Consider the following 19,468-nt stretch of genomic DNA (forward strand, 5'->3'; position numbering starts at 1 on the left):
GGCCGGGCCTGCTGGCCAATTTCCACCCGCCGTTCACCGTTGCCGCCGCACCGGATCGGTGGTGGACACAGGTCGGTGGTTGGACACAGGCCCTCGTAGGAGCGGGTTCATCCGCGAAAGGGCCGGGACTGCTGGCCAATTTCCACCCGCCGTTCACCGTTGCCGCCGCACCGGATCGGTGGTGGACACAGGTCGGTGGTTGGACACAGGCCGTCGTAGGAGCGGGTTCACCCGCGAAAGGGCCGGCCCTGCTGGCCAATTTCCACCCGCCGTTCACCGTTGCCGCCGCACCGGATCGGTGGTGGACACAGGTCGGTGGTTGAACACAGGCCCTCGTAGGAGCGGGTTCACCCGCGAAAGGGCCGGGCCTGCCGGCCAATTTCCACCTGCCGTTCACCGTTGCCGTCGCGACCGTATTCGCGGGTAAACCCGCTCCTACGCCTGATCGAGGGTGGACACAGGTCGGGTGTTGGACACAGGCCCTGTAGGAACGGGTTCACCCGCGAAGAGGCCGGCACAGGTTAGCGGGTCAGGTGCAGGGCCAACTGCACCAGGCCGATCAATACCGCAATGAACACCAGGGTGAACAGCCCCCCCAGCGCAATGAAATGGCTGGCCTTGCCGTGGGTGAAGTCGCGTGCGCGGTTTTTGCCGCTTTGCACGCCGAAGGCGGCAGCGAGGATGCTGTGCAGCATCTGCCAGAAGGTCGGGGGTTTGCCCTGGCTGGAATCGTCCATGGTGGCTCCTGGGGAAATCAGAGGCAATCAGGGACAGTGTAGGCAATGGTTGTGAGGTTGCCCGTGCCGGCCTCTTCGCGGAGAAACCCGTTCCAACAGGTAAATGACTGCCCTTGAGGGCTGTTTCATACCTGTGTGGGCGAGCCCGCGAAGAAGCCAGCGCAGTCGTTTAGCTGTCATACCCCAGGTTAGGCGCCAGCCAGCGCTCGCTCACGCTGATATCCTGGCCTTTGCGTGCGCTGTAACGCTCGATCTGGTCCTTGTCGACCTTGCCTACGGCAAAATACTTCGCCTGCGGGTGGGCGAAGTACCAGCCGCTGACCGCCGCCGCCGGGAACATCGCGAAGTGCTCGGTGAGGTACACCCCGCTCGGCCCGGTTTCACCGATGGCGGTGCCATCGAGCAGGCGGAACAGGGTTTCCTTTTCAGTGTGGTCGGGGCAGGCCGGATAACCCGGCGCAGGGCGGATGCCGCTGTACTGTTCCTTGATCAGCGCCTCGTTGTCCAGGTGCTCGTCGCGGGCATAGCCCCAGTGCTCTTTACGCACCTGCTCGTGCAGCCATTCGGCACAGGCTTCGGCCAGGCGGTCGGCCAGGGCCTTGACCATGATCGAGCTGTAGTCGTCGCCCTTGTCCTGGTAAGCCTTGGCCACTTCCTCGGCACCGATGCCGGCGGTGGTGATGAAACCACCTACGTAGTCGGTAACGCCACTGTCTTTCGGTGCGACGAAGTCGGCCAGCGACCAGTTGGGCTTGCCGTCCGGCTTGATGGTCTGCTGGCGCAGGTGGTGCAGGGTGGCCAGTGCCTGGCCGTCTTCGCCGTAGACTTCGATGTCGTCATCGTCCACCTGGTTGGCCGGCCAGAAGCCGAATACCGCGCGGGCGCTGATCAGCTTCTCGTCGATCAGTTTGTCGAGCATCTCGCGGGCATCCTTGTACAGCGCCGTAGCGGCCTCGCCAACCACCTCGTCGGTGAGGATGCGCGGGAACTTGCCGGCCAGGTCCCAGGAGATGAAGAACGGCGTCCAGTCGATGTACTCGGCCAGGGTGCGCAAATCGATGTCTTCCAGCACCTTGACGCCGGTGAAGGAGGGCACCGCTGGCTGGTAGCTGGCCCAGTCGTACTGCGGCTTGGCAGCGATCGCCTGGGAGTAGCTGAGGCGCTCGGTGCGGGCGCTGCGGTTGGCGGTGCGCTCGCGCACGTCCACGTATTCCAGGCGGGTCTTCTCGACGAAGCCCGGCTTGAGTTCTTTGGACAGCAACTGGGTGGCCACGCCGACCGCGCGCGAAGCGTCGGTGACGTAGATGACTGCGTCGTTGCTGTACTTGGGCTCGATCTTGACCGCCGTGTGCGCCTTGGAGGTGGTGGCGCCACCGATCATCAGCGGCAGTTCGAAGCCCTGGCGCTGCATTTCGCGGGCAACGTGGACCATTTCGTCCAGCGACGGGGTAATCAGGCCGGACAGGCCGATGATGTCGCACTTCTGCTCGCGGGCCGTCTGCAGGATCTTCTCCGCCGGTACCATCACGCCAAGGTCGACGATGTCGTATCCGTTACAGCCCAGCACCACGCCGACAATGTTCTTGCCGATGTCGTGCACGTCGCCTTTCACCGTGGCCATCAGGATCTTGCCCTTGGCTTCTGGCTTGTCGCCTTTTTCGGCTTCGATGAAGGGGATCAGGTGAGCAACGGCCTGTTTCATCACCCGGGCCGACTTGACCACCTGCGGCAGGAACATCTTGCCCGCGCCGAACAGGTCGCCGACCACGTTCATGCCGTTCATCAGCGGGCCTTCGATCACTTCGATGGGGCGCGCGCACTGCTGGCGGCATTCTTCGGTGTCTTCGACGATGAACGCGGTGATGCCCTTGACCAGCGCGTGCTCCAGGCGTTTTTCCACCGGCAGCGAGCGCCACTCTTCGTTTTCCACTTCCTTGGTTGCGCCGCCACCCTTGTAGTCGTCGGCGATGGCCAGCAGTGCATCGGTGCCATGCGGGGTGCGGTTGAGCACCACGTCCTCGACCTTTTCACGCAGCTGGGCCGGGATCTCGTCGTAGATCTCCAGCTGGCCGGCGTTGACGATACCCATGGTCAGGCCGTTCTGGATCGCGTGGTACAGGAACACCGAGTGGATCGCTTCACGCACCGGGTTGTTGCCACGGAACGAGAACGACACGTTGGACACGCCACCCGAGCTCAGGGCGTGGGGCAGGTGGTCGCGGATATAGGCACAGGCCTCGATGAAGTCGACGGCGTAGTTGTTGTGTTCTTCGATACCGGTGGCGACAGCGAAGATGTTCGGGTCGAAAATGATGTCTTCTGGCGGGAAGCCCACCTCGTTGACCAGGATGTCATAGCTGCGCTGGCAGATTTCCTTCTTGCGCGCGGCTGTGTCGGCCTGGCCGACTTCGTCGAAGGCCATGACCACCACGGCAGCGCCATAGCGCTTGCACAGGCGGGCGTGGTGCTTGAACTGCTCGACGCCTTCCTTCATGGAAATGGAGTTGACGATGCCCTTGCCCTGGATGCACTTGAGGCCGGCTTCGATCACTTCCCACTTGGACGAGTCGATCATGATCGGTACGCGCGAAATGTCCGGCTCACCCGCGATCAGGTTGAGGAACCGGACCATGGCCGCCTGGGAGTCGAGCATCCCTTCGTCCATGTTGATGTCGATTACCTGGGCGCCGGCCTCGACCTGCTGCAGGGCGACTTCCAGGGCTTCGGTATAGTTCTCTTCGCGGATCAGCCGGGCGAACTTGGCGGAACCGGTGATGTTGGTGCGCTCACCGACGTTGACGAACAGCGACTGGCGGTCGATGGTGAACGGCTCCAGGCCCGACAGGCGGCAGGCCTTGGCGATTTCCGGGATCTCGCGCGGCTTGTACTTGGCCACGGCTTCGGCAATGGCCTGGATGTGCCCCGGCGTGGTGCCGCAGCAGCCGCCAATGATGTTGAGGAAGCCGCTGGCCGCGAATTCTTCGACCACCGCGGCCATCTCGGCCGGGGTTTCGTCGTACTCGCCGAAGGCGTTCGGCAGGCCGGCATTGGGGTGGGCGGACACGTGGGTGTCGGCCTTGGTGGCCAGCTCTTCCAGGTACGGGCGCAGGTCCTTGGCGCCGAGGGCGCAGTTCAGGCCCACGGAAATCGGCTTGGCGTGACGCACCGAGTTCCAGAACGCTTCGGTGGTCTGCCCCGACAGGGTACGGCCGGAGGCGTCGGTGATGGTGCCGGAGATCATGATCGGCAGTTCGACGTTGTCGTCCTCGAACACTTGCTGCACGGCGAAGATCGCCGCCTTGGCGTTGAGGGTGTCGAAGATGGTTTCGATCAGGATCAGGTCGGCGCCGCCTTCGATCAGGCCGCGGGTGGCCTCGATGTAGTTTTCTACCAACTCGTCGAAGGTGACGTTGCGAAACCCTGGGTCGTTGACGTCCGGGGAAATCGAGCAGGTTCGGCTGGTAGGGCCGAGCACGCCGGCAACGAAGCGCGGCTTGTCCGGCGTCTCCAGGGTCTTGGCATCGGCAACCTGGCGAGCGATGCGCGCGCCTTCGACGTTCAACTCGTAAACCAGCGACTCCATGCCGTAGTCGGCCTGGGAAATCTGCGTGGCATTGAAGGTGTTGGTTTCGAGAATATCGGCACCGGCATCCAGGTAGGCCTTCTCGATGGCGGCGATCACGTCCGGGCGGCTGAGCAGCAAAAGGTCGTTGTTACCCTTCACATCGCTTGGCCAATCGGCAAAACGCGTGCCACGATAGTCGTGTTCCTCCAGGCGGTAGCTTTGGATCATAGTACCCATGCCGCCGTCGAGGATCAGGATGCGCTCTTTGAGTGCGTTCTGGAGTGCTTGGAGACGAGCGCTGCGGTCGGACATAGGAACTACCTGGTCGGGCGAATATCAGAAGGTGCCGAATCATAACAAAGCTGCGCGGTTTTTAGGCATGTCGCCCATTTGCATGAAAACTGCTCATGTTGGGCGGGTGGAGGCAGCGCGAAGCACCCAGGACGACCAGGCAACAAATCGTGATGGCTTTCAAGAACCAGGACTTTCCGCACATGGTGCATCGTATCCTTGCCGGCGCCTTCGCCCTGCTCATCAGCGGCGCGGTATTCGGGCAGGCCCCCCAGTCGAGCCCGGCCATTTCCTACACCCGGGACATTCAACCGATCTTCACCGAGAAGTGCGTGGCCTGCCACGCCTGCAACGACGCCGCCTGCCAGCTCAAGCTGGAAAGCCCTGAAGGCGCGGTACGCGGGGCCAGCAAGGTCCCGGTGTACCAGGGCGAGCGGAGCAAGGCGGTGCCCACCACGCGGCTGTTCTACGACGCCCACAGCGAAGAGCAATGGCGCAAGAAGGGCTTCTACTCGGTGCTCGACAACCAGGGCGGTCAGGCCGCGCTGATGGCGCGCATGCTGGAGTTGGGCCACAAGACCCCGCTTACGCCCAACGCCAAGCTGCCCGAAGAGATCGTCCTGGGCCTGAGCCGCAACAACATGTGCCCGTTGCCCCATGAATTCGACGCCTATGCCGGCGCACACCCCAAGGAGGGCATGCCGCTGGCGGTGACCGGGCTGACCGACGACGAATACGCCACCATGCGCCGCTGGCTGGCGGCCGGTGCGCCGGTGGAGTACCAGCCGATCCAGCCGAGCGCGGCCGAAGCCAGGCAGATCGCAGAGTGGGAAGAACTGCTCAACCGCCCGGGGTCCACCGAGGCGCTGGTGGGGCGCTGGCTCTACGAGCACCTGTTTTTGGCGCACATCCATTTCGCTGGCGGCGAGCAGGGCCACTTCTTCCAGTGGGTGCGCTCGCGTACGCCAAGTGGCAAGCCGGTCGATATCATTGCCACCCGCCGCCCCAACGACCCGCCGGGCACGGACTTCTACTACCGGTTGATCCCGGTGCAGGGCGTGATCGTGCACAAGACGCACATCACCTACCCGATGGGGCCGCAGAAGCTCAAGCGCGTGAAGCAGCTGTTCTATGCCGGCGACTGGCATGCCGCCGCGCTTCCGGGCTACGGCCCGCGCCACCGGGCCAACCCGTTTGAAACCTTCGAGGCGATCCCGGCAGTGGCGCGCTACCAGTTCATGCTGGATAACGCCGAGTACTTCGTGCGCACCTTCATCCGTGGCCCGGTGTGCCGCGGGCAGATTGCCACTGACGTGATCCGCGACAACTTCTGGGCGCTGTTCCAGGAGCCGGCCTTCGATCGCTATGTCACCGATGCCGAGTACCGGGGCGAGGCTACCCCGCTGCTGGCCATGCCTGGTCAGATCGATGACGTGGGCAGTGTGCTGAGCCTGTGGCACGCCTATCGTGACAAGCGCAACGACTACGAGAAACTGCGCCGTGAAGCCTATGCCGAAATGCCGGCACCGAGATGGTCGACGCTGTGGGCCGGCAACGACAATGCGCTGCTGAGCATCTTCCGCCACTTCGACAGCGCATCGGTGACCAAGGGCCTGGTGGGGGATGTGCCGCTGACCGTGTGGCTGTTCGACTACCCGTTGTTCGAGCGCACGTATTACCAGCTGGCGGTCAACTTCGATGTGTATGGCAACGTTTCGCACCAGTTGCAGACGCGCCTGTACTTCGACCTGATCCGCAATGGTGCCGAGGTCAACTTCCTGCGCCTGATGCCGGCCGACCAGCGCAAGGCGATCCTTGGCGACTGGTACCAGAACAGTGGCAAGGTGAAGATGTGGATGGATTATGAAGACATCGACACCGACACCCCGAGTGGCATCAAGCTCGACCCGCGCAATCCCAAACGCGACTTTGGCCTTAAGCTGCTGCAGCGCACCGGCAGCCTGAATGCCGCGCCGGACCCGATCAACCGCTGCCAGGGTGCGTTCTGCTCACGGCCGCAGATGAGCGAAGAATTCCGCAATGCCGAGCAGTCGCTCAGCCGTCTGGTGTCGCGCCCGGCGGCCGGGCTGAAGGTGATCAACCAGTTGCCCGAGGCGACCATGCTGCGTATCGAAGGGCAGGACGGCCAGCGTCAGGTTTACAGCCTGCTGCGCAACCGCGCGCACAGCAACGTGGCGTTCCTGCTGGGTGAGGCGTACCGCTACCAGCCGGGGCTGGATACCCTGACCCTGTACCCGGGGGTGCTCAGCAGCTACCCGAACTTCATCTTCAACATCCCGACCACGGATGTGCCGGAGTTCGTCGAGGACATGGAGTATGCCAAAGATGACGCGGCGAAGTTCGAGCGCATTGTCATGCGCTGGGGTGTGCGCCGCAGTCACCCAGCGTTCTGGCGCTACTTCCACGATCTGAACAGCTATATCAAGGAGACCGAACCGGTCGAGGCGGGCGTGCTGGACATGAACCGCTACCAGAACCTCTGATCGGGTTGGCTGACCTTTCCGATTTGCCTGCGGTCGGACACGGTAGGTGGTCTGGATCGATTGCTGGGGGCTGCTTTGCAGCCCTTCGCGGGTGAACCCGCTCCTACGACAGGTACGGCGCTGCTTTCAAGGCTGGCGCTGGCCTCTGCACTCGATACGGGCCTCAATGCACCGCCAAGCGCAGGGTATTCCATGCTGTATTCGCTTCAGGCATTGCGGGCGTTCGCCGCCTGGGTGGTGGTCTGCCACCATTTCATGCAGATCTTCTTCGACTTCCACGCCACCGGCCCCATCGGCCAGCTGCTTACCGACCGTGGCGCCGTAGGTGTCGACATCTTTTTCGTCATCAGCGGGCTGGTCATCTACCTGTCGACCCGCGACAAAACCATCGAGCCGCGCCAGTTCCTCCTCAATCGGGCGCTGCGCATCGTCCCTGCCTACTGGTTCTACACAGCCCTGATGGCCATGTTGCTGCTGGCATTCAGCCAATGGATGCCACATCAGGCGTTTGACTGGCGGCACCTGTTCCTGTCGCTGCTGTTCATCCCGGCGGAAAACCCAGGTGGTTATGGCCTTTACCCGACCCTGAACGTGGGCTGGACGCTGAACTTCGAGATGTTCTTCTACCTGCTGTTCGGCCTGGCGTTCCTGGTACGCCAACGGCATCACCTGCTGCTGGTGACTGCCGCTCTGTTGCTGGTCAGTGAGGTACTGGGGCGCATGGGCGTGGTCAGCCGCTTCTACAACAACGACATCATCTACGAGTTTCTGCTGGGCATTGGTGTCGGCGTACTGTACCGCCGCGGGCTGATCCGCCAGGGCCGGTGGTTGCCGCTGGCGTTGCTGGGTGTGGCGGGCATGGCGATCTACTGTCTGGACGCTTCCCAGCGCTTGCTGCACTGGGGGTTACCGAGTGCGATGATCGTCCTGGCCTTCGTGGCCATGGAGCCGCTGTTCCAGGGCAATCGGCTGCTCAAGGCCCTTGGCGACTGTTCCTACTCGGTGTACCTGATTCATGTGCTGGTGCTGTATGCCGGTTGGTTCGCCAGCCAGCGGCTGCAGCTGAACCCGTTCCTGACGTTCGCCCTGTGCGTGCCGTCCATTGGACTAATGTCGTGGTTCAGCTACCAGTGGCTGGAGCGCGGCCTGTACCGGCGAATGCAGGCCTGGCTGGCGGCGCAACGGGGGGCAGCCCCTGAATATGCGCTTTCCCGAGTCAATTGCTAGGACTTTGTTCGAAGGCTGGGTTGGCGTACACTTGGCCGCAAGTCTGTGAGGAACCTACATGAGCGCTATAACCATTACCGACGCCGCCCATGACTACCTGGCCGATCTGCTCTCCAAGCAGAATACGCCCGGCATCGGCATTCGCATTTTCATCACCCAGCCGGGCACCCAGTACGCCGAGACGTGCATCGCCTACTGCAAGCCGGGCGAAGAGAAGCCTGACGACACCGCCGTGGGTCTGAAAAGCTTCACTGCCTACCTGGACGCCGTCAGCGTACCGTTCCTGGAAGACGCACTGGTCGACTACGCCACCGACCGCATGGGCGGCCAGCTGACCATCAAGGCGCCAAACGCCAAGGTGCCGATGGTCAACGAAGACAGCCCGATCAACGAGCGTATCAACTACTACCTGCAGACCGAGATCAACCCCGGCCTGGCCAGCCATGGCGGCCAGGTGAGCCTGGTGGACGTGGTCGATGACGGCATTGCCGTGCTGCAGTTCGGTGGTGGCTGCCAGGGTTGCGGCCAGGCCGATGTCACGTTGAAGGAAGGCATCGAGCGCACCCTGCTCGAGCGTATTCCGGAGCTGAAGGGCGTGCGTGACGTGACTGACCACAGCCAGAAAGAAAACGCCTACTACTGAGTTGAAGGCGGTTCCCTTAGCAACAAAGTGTTACGGTTTCAACCCCCGCGACAATAGGCCGCAGCCCATATTCAAAGGGCTGCAGGCCATCCTCGCCTTTGTCGGGTAGAACCCCTCTGGGCGTCATGCCAGAATGCCCCGGTTTTTCGACCGGCCCGTCCCGAGGGCCGGCACCTTCCCTTTAAAGGATGGTTTCATGAATGATCTTTTGACCCGGCGTGCGGTTGTCGCCGGCATGGGCGTTCTCGGGCTTGGCCTGCTGGCAGGCTGTAGCCCGGCCCGGGGGCTCGAGTTCAAGTACGGCAAGAACATGAGCAACGAAATCCTCGGGCGCAAGTTCAGCCTCAAAGACCCGCAAGGTAACGTGCGCACCCTGTCGAGCTTCTACGGCAGCATGCCGATGGTCTTCTTCGGCTTCACCCAGTGCCCAGCCGTCTGCCCGACCACGCTTGCGCGTGCGGCGCAGATTCGCAAGCTGCTGAGGGGCCGCGACCGCGACCTGTTCCAGGTGGTGTTCATCACCCTTGACCCGGAGCGCGACACGCCCGAGGTGCTCGATGCCTACGTCAAGGCCTTCGACCCGACGTTCACCGCGCTGACCGGCACCCCCGAGGAAATTGCCGCCGTGGCCAAGGAATTCAAGGTGTTCTACGAGAAGGTTCCCGCCGGAGACACCTACACCATTTCTCACTCGTCCACCAGCTACGTCTACGATACACGTGGCACCCTGCGCCTGAGCCTGGGCCATTCCCTGAACGCCAAGGAATGCGCCGAAGATCTGGTCACCCTGATGGAGATCTGCTGAATGTCGATGCAACCGATCAAACGCGGTCTGGCTGCCCTGGTACTGATGGGGCTGGCCCTGCCGGCCCTGGCCCAGACCACCGTGAGTGATGCCTGGGTGCGTGCCAGCGTGCCGCATCAGCAGTCCACCGGTGCGTTCATGGTCCTGACTGCCAGCAGCGACAGCAAGCTGGTGGGTGTGGCTTCGCCCGTGGCCAAGACCGTGCAGGTGCACGAGATGACCATGAACGGTGACGTGATGGGCATGCGTGAGGTCAAGGCTGTCGAATTGCCAGCCGGCAAGGCAGTGACCCTGGACCCGAATGGCCTGCATGTCATGCTGATGGGCCTGAACAATCAGGTGAAGGAGGGTGACAAAGTGTCACTGACCCTGACCATCGAGGATGCCAAGGGCGCCAAGGAAACCCTGGACGTTCAGGCGCAAGTGCGTGCGCTCAACGCCGACGCAGGTGGTGGGCATGATCACATGCACATGAACCACTGACAGATCAAAGGGCCGCGTTCAGCGGCCCTTTTCTTTTTCAGCTGCGCCTTTCAGCTACGAAAGCGCGGCAGCGGTCTGTCGAGGGTCAGCGACGTCAGGGTCTTGCGAACCTGGGCCTCATCGGCCTCCAGTGCCTTCAGGCTAGCGCGGATCTTGCCGGCGGCGGGCACATCGCCCTGCCGGTCGATCCAGTCGGCAATCTCCTTGCAGGCACTGCTCAGACAGGCCTGGCGCTGGTTCATCAACGACAGAAGGGTGGTGAGCTCTCTTTCGGACATGACAGGATCCTCCATTCAGCCTTGTCAGTGTAGCAGAGGGTTGGTCAGGCTCTTGTGGCCTTTGCAAGGCGCGCTGCGGCAGCTGCAAAGGGCTACTGCCGCGTCTCAGTAACAACGCGTTACTTATAAACAGCATGTTTTTAAAGTTGATGCTCGTCTCGTGCGTGGGATCCAAGGCTCGGGATCTGAAAGTGACCTGTTGAAGTGCTCAACTGCACAGTCTGGTAGCTGCTGGCGGGTCTGCATTCTCGAGAGGGCGCTGCCGCCCTTTCACGCGCGTAGAGCAGAGTGAACGCAGGCTTGTCGATACGCCCCCGGGGTCACCCCATAGGCTTGCTTGAACTGCCGGCTCAAATGGCTCTGGTCGGCAAAGCCGAGGTCGAACGCCACTTGCGAAGCGGCCAGGCCGTGCTTCAGCATTTCGCGGGCGCGGGCCAGGCGGCGTTGCTTCAGCCAGGCATGGGGTGGCAGTCCGGTGGCCTGGCGGAACACCCGGGCGAAGTGGAACGGCGACAGGTTGACTGCTGCCGCCAGCGCTTCCAGTGAGGGCGGGTCGGCCAGTTGGCTTTCCAGCAGTTCGCGGGCGCGGGCTACGGCGAGGGGTTCGTGGCCAGGGGCCGAAGGCTCGGCGCACTGCCCGTGCCGCTGCACCAGGGCCAGCACCGCCTGGCGCCAGGCCGTCTGCTGCTGCAAGGCGCTGGCGCTGGCTTCGGACAACTGATGCAGCTGGCTGAACGCGAGGGCCAGGGCCGGGTCATGGATCACGCTGTCCTTGAAGCTGGGCATGCCGTGGCGGCCCAGTTCCAGTTCGTCAAGCACACCGGTCACCCGCTCGTGCTCGGGATAGAAGCCGCGATAACGCCAGCCGGCTTCATGGGCCGTAGCGCCGGTATGCAGTTCGTCGGGGTTGATCAGCACCATGCTGCCGACCGGTGCCAGGTGCTCGCTGCCGCGGTGCCAGAAGCGCTGGGCGCCCGACTCGATCACGGTGAATACATAGCCCTCGTGCACATGCGGGGCGAAGCGCTGCTGGTAATAGCGAGCGTGCAGCATCTCGACGTCGCCAAGGGCTGGCGCCTGCCAGAGGTGTGTCTGCTCGCGCAAGGGTGGGCTCATGCCAGCCAGCTGCGCAGAAGGAAGAAGATCAACATGCTCACCAGCATGCTCAGCAATACGCTGCGGGTCAACAGCACCAGGGCGATGGCCACAAGGGAGCCCAGCAGGTAGGGGTTGAGCAGGCTCAGGTTGAGCTGGTGGTCAGCCATGAAGATGATCGGGCCGCAGATGGCAGTGAGCATGCCCGGCACGGCAAAGCCGAGAAACTGCCGGGCATTCGAGCTCAGGCGCAAGGGCAGGCGCGGCTCCAGGAATGCGTAGCGGTTGAGGAACACGATGGTGCCCATGGCGAAAATCAGGATCCAGGTCATGCGCGGGCTCCGGCGAATTTCTGGCAGATGAACCCGGCGCTCATGCCCAGCAGGCCTGCGACCACCAGGGCGGTTTCCCAATGCCAGTAACTGAACAGCACTGAACAGAACAGCGACACGGCTACGCACACCACGGTGGCCAGGTTGCGCACCAGCGGGGCGATCAGGGCGACAAAAGTGGCGACAATGGAGAAATCCAGGCCGAACTGGTCCAGGTGTGGAATATTCTGGCCCAGCAGTATGCCGGCCAAGGTGAACAGGTTCCAGGCAATGTAGAAGGTCAGGCCCACCCCCAAGGCATACCAGCGGTTGAATTGCTGCTGGTCGTACTGGCTGGTCAGGGCGAAGAATTCGTCGGTCAGCAGAAAGCCCAGGCCCAGGCGCCAGCGCAGCGGCTGGCTGGACAGTACCGGGCGCATCGACAGGCCATACAGCAGGTGCTGCGAGGTCAGCAGCAGGGTGGTGAGCAGGATCGACGCCAGGTTGGCACCCCCCTTGAGCATGCCAATGGCCACCAGCTGCGCGGCGCCGGCGAAGACGATGGCCGACAGCCCTTGCCCCTGCCAGGCGCTGAGGTTGGCCTCGATGGCCATGGAACCGGCCAGCAGGCCCCAAGGGGCAACGGCCAGGGACAACGGGAGAATGGCAATGGCGCCGTGAAGAAAGGCTTGGCGGGCGATGTGGGGCATGATGGCTGCATGACGGCTACGAGGCAGGCCAGCATGACAGACGGGGCAGGGGATGGCTTGAACGATCTTGCTGGTCTAGGCGTGTTCGCCTCAACCTCAGTGGCCAACTGACAACAGGGCCGTAAGGCGGCCCCGAATGACCCTGGGTTATGGGCGGCTGGTCAGCAGCTGTTGCGCCGTTGCGCAGCCATTGATGTCTACGGCTTTCTGCAGCAGGCTCGTGCGCTGCTGTGGGTCGAGGTCGCCAAGCAGGCGGTACACCTCGGCCTGGTAATCGCGCTGACGCCCCCACAGCATTTCCAGGCCTTGTGGCCGGCTGCGGTTGCAAGCCAGGCGTGTGGCCGGTTGCGGGTAGTAGGGGGCGTACACGGTGGCCATGCTGGGGATGGCCTCCAGCGCTGTACGGTACTCGCTGCTGACGTTGTACGGCTGGCACCAGGTGGCAATGGCTGGCGCCGGTGCGGCAAACCCCTGCTGGAGGCTGGCTTCGAGCAACGGGCAGGCGGCCTCCGGGATTTGCGCGGCGGGCAGGTACGTCATGTAGTACAGGGCCAGGCGGTACTGTGCGACAGGGTGGCCAAGCTCTACCGATTTTTTCAGCAGGGCAACCGCTGTCGGCAAGGTGTGAGCCATGGCCTGGCCCTGGCGGCTAAGCTCAGGGTCACCGCCTACTGCGGTGCGCAGCGTGCTGTTAGCGTCGCCCTGATCATCGGCCTGCTCCAGCAGCGGCAAGGCCTGACGGTAGAGCAGGTCGGCATGAGGGTCGATGCGTACCTCCAGCGCTTGCGCGACCAATGGCATCAGCGCAGCCAATAGCGGGGGCAGGCGCCGCACAAGGTTCACAGGCAAACCCCATGGATGGCCAGGTACGGAAGGACGGCTTCGGTGTTCATGGCGGTCAAGCGTGCGCCTCGGGCAAATCGTAACGACGACGTATTCTAGCCACCCAAGGGGGGTGGCCGAAAGACCACCCGACAACTGTCAGACGAGCTTGATCGGCGTGACCTTGCGCTGGGCATGTTTTTCCTGGGCCAGCCCAAGCTTGGCGGTGATCACCTTGGCCAAGGCATTGTTGCCCAGATCGTTCAGGTGCAGGCGGTCGATGAACAGGTCGGCGCCGAACACGGGCGAGCTGTCGAGCATGCAGTTCATGTCGTAGCAGGGCACCGGGTCGGCCTGGCTTTTGATGCGGCGGAAAAATGCCGAATGCAACTGTCTGTCGAATGCGCCCTCCAGCAGCCGGTCGAAGTTCGCCGGTTGTTGCTGCAGCGCGGTCAGCATGGCTTGCTCACCGGCGGGCAGAGTATCCCGGCACCAGGGCAGCAAGGGTTGCAGGATGAAGGTGAGCGTGGCGTGGCTGTCTGCCAGCAGGCGATCCCATTGGCGCAAGGTGCGGCCAATGTTGTCGGCGGCACGGGCCAGCCGTTTTTCCGGGGGCGACAGTGGCCAGCTGACCGGAGCTGCGACCACGGGAGGGGTCAGCGCCTGGCCGATGCGCCGCCACAGCGACTGCCGACGAGGTGGTGCGCAGGGCTGCAGGCCTTCGCTGAAACTGTTGAGAAAGGCCTGGTAGGCCTTGGCGTGCTGCGGGTCGTTGGTACCTGCGAGGACTTCACACAGGGCTTCGTGGGCCAAGCTGTTGAGGCCACTGAGCACCACCACATGGCCGAGCTGACCAAGGCGGTGCTGGTGGGTCAGGAACATCATCAATTCCTGGGTGGCGTTGAGCCCGCAGCCGGCCAGGCTCAGCCAGACTTCGCCCGTGAGCATCGACAGGTGCGAGGCCACCGTGTGTTCGTCGGAGCTGGCGCCGATGCCCAGGGCTGTGGAGCCGCCGACCAGCAGGTTGATGCGCGACGCACCACCGTGCTCGGCCGCCGAAAAGCGCTTGCCGGCGCAATGGCTGTAGCGCAGGCCAAGGGCATCGGTGTTGATGGTGCCGGAGCGGTAGCCGGTTTCGTGCACATGCAGGGTATAGGGGGCACGGCGACTGCCCAGCAGGAGAAAACGCTGGTAGTCCTGCTGCAGCGGCGAAGGAGACGGGCGCGTGTCAGTCGTGGTCATGGTCTCTCCTTCGCTGATGCCGGGTGCTTTGCAGCAGGTTCAGGCCGCCAGTTCCTTGAGGTTGTACAGCAGGCCGCCGGCGGCGATCAGCAGCAGGGCGACGCCCGACGCCAGGCTGATGATGCGGTTGCTGCGCTGCGAGGCGATCTTGCCGATGGCGAAGATGTACAGGCTGAGCACGGCGAAATCGATGGCCACCCACAGTAGCGACAGCACCACCATGCTCTTGCCGAACGACTCGGTGATCTGAATGAACTGCGGGAAGAAGGCGATGAAGAAAATGATGTCTTTCGGGTTGGAAATGCCCACCATGAAGCCTTGCATCAGCCCGCCGCGCCCAGCCTTGGGGGCCTCTCTCGCCGCGTCTGACGCGGGTGCCTGCAGGGCGTCCCTCAGCGTGCCCACGGCAATGTAGCCGATGAACAGGCAGCCCAGCAGGCTCATGGTGCTGAGCCATGTTTTGTCGATGGCGGCACTGGTGAGGATGATCCACGCTGCCGCGCCAATCAGCACCAGTGATGCCCAGTTGGTGCCGACGGCGGTGAACATGGCCTTGCGCGAGCCGGAGGCGGCCGCAGTGTTGACGATCAGTGCAACCACCGGGCCGGGAGTGGCGATCAGTAGCAGCACGGTGAGGGCGTAGGTGGCGGTGAGTGCGGTATTCACGGTCAGTTCTCGATCAGTATGTCGGGTGTCGGCTGGTGTGCGGCATGGGCGTGGAACGGGCAGCGTGACGGGTTGAGCGAGCCTGCCTCCTGCAGTTGATACTGCTTCCACTCGTAGTTGTCGGTATCGCCGAAAAAGCCAAGGGTGTCGGGCACAACGCCGTCGTTGTAGTGGTGCACGCGCTCGCGAATGCGCTCGCGGATGCGCTTGCCACTCTCGGTGTTGGCGTTGGCCACTTCGTCGAAGTTCTCCCGCGGGTTGATGACGAAGGTGATGTGCTGGCCCAGGTTGCGGCTTTTCATCTGCTGATGGCCGGGGAAGTTCATGTTGATGAACAGCGGCATGCCGGCATAGCAGAACGACCAGCCGGTATCGTCGGGATCGGTCGGGATGCCTTGAGGCCAAGGGTGCGGGTCGCGCGCATGCACGCCGCGCAGTACCTTCCAGGCCAAGGCCTGCTGCTCGGCCAGGCTGCTGCCGGCTGCGGTTTCGAGAAACACCACCAAAGGGCTGCCGATGCGCTGCTTGGGTGCGATCGGTGCGACGGTGCGCACATAGTTGGCCAGGCCCTGCGCGATATCATCGGCCAGTTGCTCGGCGCGGGCGAAGAGAATGTGGCAGGTTTCGCCGTTTACCGCCTTGCGGCCGAACAGGCAGGGGAATTCGGGGTTGGCGAGAATACTGCGAAAGTGTTCTATGGTTTTGAACGTCCAGTGTTGCATGGTGTGACCATGTTCAGCGGCAAGCTCCAGCGCATCCAGGCGATAGCAATTTCCATATCCCGTAAACATGATTTCCCCAGGCGTTGATTTAAGTGAACGTTCCAGTCACATGCAGGCAGGATCTTGGTTATGTTTGTTATTTACCGGCATTTTCCGAGACGCTCTTGTCGTTGTAAAACGCGTGGAGTTATGACCTACTATTAGTCCTACTCATGCTCGGGACGCCGCCATGTCGGAACGGATTCAGGCCTTGCACGCGCTGCGTGCCTTCGAGGTGGCCTCTCGCTATGGCTCTTTCACCCGTGCGGCTGAAGAGCTGGCCCTGACCCAGGGCGCCGTCAGCCACCACATCAAGACCCTCGAAGCCCTGTTCGGCTGCGACCTGTTCGAACGTCGGGGCCCGAAACTGAGCCTGACCGAGCACGGCCGCCTGCTGGCGCAAGAGCTGAAGGTCGGTTTCAAGATCATCGAGAATGCCTGCGCACTGCTGCGTCAGGATCGCTATGGCCTGCGCCTGAAGGCGCCGTCCACGCTTACGGTGCGCTGGCTGCTGCGGGCGCTGGATGCGTTCAAGAAGGTCGAGGACAACTGCAGCGTGCAGCTGTCCAGTGTGTGGATGGATATCGACAGCGTGGATTTCTATTCCGAGCCCTACGACTGCGCCATTCTCCTGGCAAGCGGGCGTTTTCCCGCCGATATCGAGAGTTTCAAGCTGTTCGATGAATGGCTGATCCCGGTATGTCATCCGGATTACATGACGCAGGCACAACCGCAACTGTCCGACCTGCCCCGATGCGAGTTCCTCCACCCGTCACCCGACCGGCGTGACTGGCGGCGTTGGCTGGCGCGAATGGACGCGCTGGACATCAGCATCGACCAGGGGCAGGTGTTCGATACCCTCGACCAGGGCATATCGGCCGCCCAGCAAGGCCTGGGCATTTCAGTGGTCGATCTGGTACTGGCCAGCACCGACCTGGCCGCCGGGCGCCTGGTCACGCCTTTCAAGCATGCCGTGGCCACCGGCGACGGTTACTACATGACCTGGCTCAAGGCCAGCCCAAAAGCGCGGCAGATGCACAAGCTGCGTGACTTCCTGCTCGGCCAGGTACCGCCGCTGGCCTACAAGGACATCAACTACCTGTACGGTTGAATACCCGAGCGAGCATGAAGTCGATGAATACCCGCAACTTTGGCGGCATCTGCCGCCCGGAAGGCCACAGCAGATAGAAGCTGCCGCGCCGTTCCATGAAGTCGTCGAGGACACTGACCAGTGAGCCATTGGCCAGTTCGCGACCCACGTTGAAGTCCGGCAGACAGGTAATGCCGCGGTGGTTCAAGGCAAAGCAGACGCGCGTTTCGACGTGGTTGCAGACCATCGAGATGGGGATGTCATAGGCTTGCTCGGGATGCTCCTGGCGCAGCGGCCAGGTTTCCAGCTTGCCGTTGCTGGGGAAGCGATAATGCAGGCAGGTATGCGCCGCCAGGTCGCGTGGGTGCAAGGGTGTGCCGCGTTCGCGCAGGTACTCGGGCGAGGCTACCAGGCGGTGCTGAAAGTGCCCGAGGAATTTGGCGCTGAGCCGGGAATCCACCGGCTGCCCGCCGCGCATCACCACATCGAAGCCTTCGCCGACGATATCCACCATGCGGTCGGAGAAGTCCAGGTCCAGTTCAACCTGTGGGTACAGTGCCATGAACTCGGCCAGGGCCGGCATTACCAGTCTGGTCACCTGCGGCATGCTCACCCGCAGGCGCCCGCGCGGCGTTTCGCTGGCCTGCGACAGCTCCTGCTCGGTGGCTTCGATTTCGGCGAGGATGCGCCGGCTGCGTTCGAGGAACATCGTGCCCTCGGCGGTGAGGGTGATGCTGCGTGTGCTGCGGTGGAACAGGCGCACGCCCAGGCGGCTTTCCAGGCGCGCCACGCGCTTGCCCACTGCAGAGGCACTGATCCCCAGTGACTGGCTGGCGGCAACGAAGCTGCGGGTTTCGGCCACCCGGTTGAAGACCACGAAGCCGCTGAGGCTGTCCATGTCGCACTCCTGATTGCGGACGCTGATGTCCTGGGTGAGCGGCATTGTAACCGTCTTTTTCCGTAATGGCCTTGTCTAGCAGACTGTTCGCCTCGTTTCTCACTCAAGGCATTTGCAATGTCCCAGACATCTTCCGCACCGTTGCTGGCTGTCAGCAACGAACGTCTACCCGTTGGCGGTCTGCTGGCGCTGGCCATGACCGGTTTCATCGCCATTCTCAGCGAAACCCTGCCGGCGGGTCTGCTCGATCAGATCGCCGATGGCATGCACATCAGCCAGGCCATGGCTGGGCAATGGGTCACGGCGTATGCCTTGGGCTCGTTGCTGACCGCCATCCCGTTGGTGACGTTGACCCAAGGCTGGTATCGGCGCCGGGCGCTGTTGCTGGCGATCATCGGCTTCGTGCTGTTCAACGGGCTGACGGCCTTGTCGGACTCCAACACGCTGACCCTGGTGCTGCGCTTTTTCACGGGGGCTGCGGCCGGCCTGGCATGGGGCCTGATCGCTGGCCATGCCCGGCGCATGGTGCCGGTGCCGTTGCAGGGCCGGGCCATGGCCCTGGCCATGCTCGGTCAGCCGATTGCCTTGTCGCTCGGCTTGCCGATTGCGACCTGGCTGGGAGCGGGGCTGGGCTGGCGCGCGACGTTCGTGGTTGTCACGCTGGTGGCGTCGCTGCTGGTGGTGTGGGTGTTGCGATCCGTGCCGGACTACCCGGGGCAGGCTGCCGGCAAGCGCCCGGCGGCCATGCAGGTATTGCGCACGCCGGGGGTGTTGATCGTATTGCTGGTGATCCTCACCTGGATCCTTGGCCATAACATCCTCTACACCTATATCGTGCCGTTGCTGGCGGCGGCTGGCATGGCTGCGGACATTGGCCCTGTGCTGATGGTGTTTGGTCTGTCGGCGCTGGCCGGGATCGGCCTGGTAGGGCTGCTGGTCGACCGACACCTGCGCAAACTGGTGTTGCTGAGCCTGGCCGGTTTTGCCTTGGCCACGCTGGCATTGGGGCAGGCATCGTCGTGGTTTGTGTACTTGAGCATCGCCTTGTGGGGAATGACCTATGGCGGCGCCCCGACCCTGCTGCAGACAGCGTGCGCCGACGCCGCAGGCCCGGGTGGTGACGTGGCGCAGTCGATGCTGGTGACGGTGTGGAACTGCGCCATTGCCCTGGGCGGGATCATTGGCGGATTGCTGCTGGCTGGGGCCGGTGTGGAGTGGTTTGGCGGGGTGGTGCTGGTGTTGATCGCCTTGGCCTGGCTGCTGGCCGTGGCCGGGCGGGGGAGCGGTTTTGTGGCGGGGAAGCGCTAAAACACTCATGCCAGGCACGACACAGGTAGAAT

The 19,468-nt window shown here is 63.1% G+C and carries 18 protein-coding genes and 1 pseudogene; 8 read left to right on the forward strand and 11 right to left on the reverse strand.

Annotated elements, in window-relative coordinates; genetic code table 11:
- Positions 1–323 (forward strand): annotated as a pseudogene (locus V7787_RS05040) (hypothetical protein); the annotation flags it as partial.
- A gap of 198 nt (positions 324–521) precedes the next feature.
- Here the strand turns inward: V7787_RS05040 and V7787_RS05045 are convergent.
- Positions 522–737 carry a DUF2970 domain-containing protein gene (locus V7787_RS05045; RefSeq protein WP_020193229.1) on the reverse strand — a complete coding sequence of 72 codons (216 nt, stop codon included), beginning with the start codon at positions 735–737 and terminating at the stop codon, positions 522–524.
- Positions 738–906: 169 nt separating this feature from the next.
- Positions 907–4,614, reverse strand: coding sequence for a methionine synthase (gene metH, locus V7787_RS05050; RefSeq protein ID WP_104887361.1), 3,708 nt, complete (start codon positions 4,612–4,614; stop codon positions 907–909).
- 182 nt (positions 4,615–4,796) lie between these two features.
- Between metH and V7787_RS05055 the strand changes: the two genes are divergently transcribed.
- The 5 genes from V7787_RS05055 to V7787_RS05075 all read left to right on the forward strand — a co-directional run bounded on the left by V7787_RS05055 (position 4,797) and on the right by V7787_RS05075 (position 10,255).
- The gene (locus V7787_RS05055; RefSeq protein WP_198747163.1) at positions 4,797–7,097 is read left to right on the forward strand and encodes a fatty acid cis/trans isomerase; all 2,301 of its coding nucleotides are present in this window, start codon (positions 4,797–4,799) and stop codon (positions 7,095–7,097) included.
- 192 nt (positions 7,098–7,289) lie between these two features.
- The gene (locus V7787_RS05060) at positions 7,290–8,324 is read left to right on the forward strand and encodes an acyltransferase family protein (protein ID WP_064492419.1); all 1,035 of its coding nucleotides are present in this window, start codon (positions 7,290–7,292) and stop codon (positions 8,322–8,324) included.
- A gap of 58 nt (positions 8,325–8,382) precedes the next feature.
- Entirely contained in the window at positions 8,383–8,967 is a 585-nt protein-coding gene (gene nfuA, locus V7787_RS05065; protein WP_003250416.1) for a Fe-S biogenesis protein NfuA, read from the forward strand.
- Between the two features lie 196 nt (positions 8,968–9,163).
- Positions 9,164–9,772 (forward strand): SCO family protein, encoded by a 609-nt coding sequence (locus V7787_RS05070; RefSeq protein ID WP_003250418.1) that lies wholly within the window; start codon positions 9,164–9,166, stop codon positions 9,770–9,772.
- Complete coding sequence (locus tag V7787_RS05075; RefSeq protein ID WP_104887364.1) at positions 9,773–10,255, forward strand: copper chaperone PCu(A)C; 483 nt, start codon at positions 9,773–9,775, stop codon at positions 10,253–10,255.
- A 50-nt stretch (positions 10,256–10,305) separates the two neighbouring features.
- Here V7787_RS05075 and V7787_RS05080 read toward each other — a convergent pair whose 3' ends face one another.
- The 8 genes from V7787_RS05080 to V7787_RS05115 all read right to left on the reverse strand — a co-directional run bounded on the left by V7787_RS05080 (position 10,306) and on the right by V7787_RS05115 (position 16,170).
- Entirely contained in the window at positions 10,306–10,533 is a 228-nt protein-coding gene (locus tag V7787_RS05080) for a hypothetical protein (RefSeq protein WP_003250422.1), read from the reverse strand.
- 270 nt (positions 10,534–10,803) lie between these two features.
- Positions 10,804–11,649 (reverse strand): AraC family transcriptional regulator, encoded by an 846-nt coding sequence (locus tag V7787_RS05085; RefSeq protein ID WP_003250425.1) that lies wholly within the window; start codon positions 11,647–11,649, stop codon positions 10,804–10,806.
- Complete coding sequence (locus V7787_RS05090; RefSeq protein ID WP_064492421.1) at positions 11,646–11,960, reverse strand: AzlD domain-containing protein; 315 nt, start codon at positions 11,958–11,960, stop codon at positions 11,646–11,648. Before V7787_RS05090 ends, V7787_RS05085 begins: the two co-directional genes overlap by 4 nt.
- Positions 11,957–12,649, reverse strand: a complete 693-nt coding sequence (locus tag V7787_RS05095) for an AzlC family ABC transporter permease (protein WP_004573762.1) — start codon at positions 12,647–12,649, stop codon at positions 11,957–11,959. Before V7787_RS05095 ends, V7787_RS05090 begins: the two co-directional genes overlap by 4 nt.
- 147 nt (positions 12,650–12,796) lie before the next feature.
- Positions 12,797–13,492, reverse strand: coding sequence for a sel1 repeat family protein (locus V7787_RS05100; RefSeq protein WP_020193372.1), 696 nt, complete (start codon positions 13,490–13,492; stop codon positions 12,797–12,799).
- Between the two features lie 138 nt (positions 13,493–13,630).
- Positions 13,631–14,713, reverse strand: coding sequence for a hypothetical protein (locus tag V7787_RS05105; protein ID WP_064492422.1), 1,083 nt, complete (start codon positions 14,711–14,713; stop codon positions 13,631–13,633).
- A 39-nt stretch (positions 14,714–14,752) separates the two neighbouring features.
- Complete coding sequence (locus V7787_RS05110) at positions 14,753–15,379, reverse strand: LysE family translocator (protein WP_064492423.1); 627 nt, start codon at positions 15,377–15,379, stop codon at positions 14,753–14,755.
- 2 nt (positions 15,380–15,381) lie between these two features.
- Entirely contained in the window at positions 15,382–16,170 is a 789-nt protein-coding gene (locus tag V7787_RS05115) for a YqcI/YcgG family protein (RefSeq protein WP_010953345.1), read from the reverse strand.
- Between the two features lie 160 nt (positions 16,171–16,330).
- Between V7787_RS05115 and V7787_RS05120 the strand changes: the two genes are divergently transcribed.
- Positions 16,331–17,251, forward strand: coding sequence for a LysR substrate-binding domain-containing protein (locus V7787_RS05120; protein ID WP_003250438.1), 921 nt, complete (start codon positions 16,331–16,333; stop codon positions 17,249–17,251).
- Here the strand turns inward: V7787_RS05120 and V7787_RS05125 are convergent.
- Positions 17,232–18,128, reverse strand: a complete 897-nt coding sequence (locus V7787_RS05125; protein WP_014591618.1) for a LysR family transcriptional regulator — start codon at positions 18,126–18,128, stop codon at positions 17,232–17,234. The genes V7787_RS05120 and V7787_RS05125 overlap by 20 nt on opposite strands.
- A gap of 117 nt (positions 18,129–18,245) precedes the next feature.
- Between V7787_RS05125 and V7787_RS05130 the strand changes: the two genes are divergently transcribed.
- Entirely contained in the window at positions 18,246–19,436 is a 1,191-nt protein-coding gene (locus tag V7787_RS05130) for an MFS transporter (RefSeq protein ID WP_064492425.1), read from the forward strand.
- Positions 19,437–19,468 lie beyond the last annotated feature (32 nt).

The sequence above is a fragment of the Pseudomonas sp. CGJS7 genome, from assembly GCF_036961695.1.

Excerpts from the sequence above, each read along its gene's own strand:
- V7787_RS05045 (WP_020193229.1), bottom strand. The coding sequence starts at position 737 with ATGGACGATTCCAGCCAGGGCAAACCCCCGACCTTCTGGCAGATGCTG.
- metH (WP_104887361.1), bottom strand. The coding sequence starts at position 4,614 with ATGTCCGACCGCAGCGCTCGTCTCCAAGCACTCCAGAACGCACTCAAA.
- V7787_RS05055 (WP_198747163.1), top strand. The coding sequence starts at position 4,797 with ATGGTGCATCGTATCCTTGCCGGCGCCTTCGCCCTGCTCATCAGCGGC.
- V7787_RS05060 (WP_064492419.1), top strand. The coding sequence starts at position 7,290 with ATGCTGTATTCGCTTCAGGCATTGCGGGCGTTCGCCGCCTGGGTGGTG.
- nfuA (WP_003250416.1), top strand. The coding sequence starts at position 8,383 with ATGAGCGCTATAACCATTACCGACGCCGCCCATGACTACCTGGCCGAT.
- V7787_RS05070 (WP_003250418.1), top strand. The coding sequence starts at position 9,164 with ATGAATGATCTTTTGACCCGGCGTGCGGTTGTCGCCGGCATGGGCGTT.
- V7787_RS05075 (WP_104887364.1), top strand. The coding sequence starts at position 9,773 with ATGTCGATGCAACCGATCAAACGCGGTCTGGCTGCCCTGGTACTGATG.
- V7787_RS05080 (WP_003250422.1), bottom strand. The coding sequence starts at position 10,533 with ATGTCCGAAAGAGAGCTCACCACCCTTCTGTCGTTGATGAACCAGCGC.
- V7787_RS05085 (WP_003250425.1), bottom strand. The coding sequence starts at position 11,649 with ATGAGCCCACCCTTGCGCGAGCAGACACACCTCTGGCAGGCGCCAGCC.
- V7787_RS05090 (WP_064492421.1), bottom strand. The coding sequence starts at position 11,960 with ATGACCTGGATCCTGATTTTCGCCATGGGCACCATCGTGTTCCTCAAC.
- V7787_RS05095 (WP_004573762.1), bottom strand. The coding sequence starts at position 12,649 with ATGCCCCACATCGCCCGCCAAGCCTTTCTTCACGGCGCCATTGCCATT.
- V7787_RS05105 (WP_064492422.1), bottom strand. The coding sequence starts at position 14,713 with ATGACCACGACTGACACGCGCCCGTCTCCTTCGCCGCTGCAGCAGGAC.
- V7787_RS05115 (WP_010953345.1), bottom strand. The coding sequence starts at position 16,170 with ATGTTTACGGGATATGGAAATTGCTATCGCCTGGATGCGCTGGAGCTT.
- V7787_RS05120 (WP_003250438.1), top strand. The coding sequence starts at position 16,331 with ATGTCGGAACGGATTCAGGCCTTGCACGCGCTGCGTGCCTTCGAGGTG.
- V7787_RS05125 (WP_014591618.1), bottom strand. The coding sequence starts at position 18,128 with ATGGACAGCCTCAGCGGCTTCGTGGTCTTCAACCGGGTGGCCGAAACC.
- V7787_RS05130 (WP_064492425.1), top strand. The coding sequence starts at position 18,246 with ATGTCCCAGACATCTTCCGCACCGTTGCTGGCTGTCAGCAACGAACGT.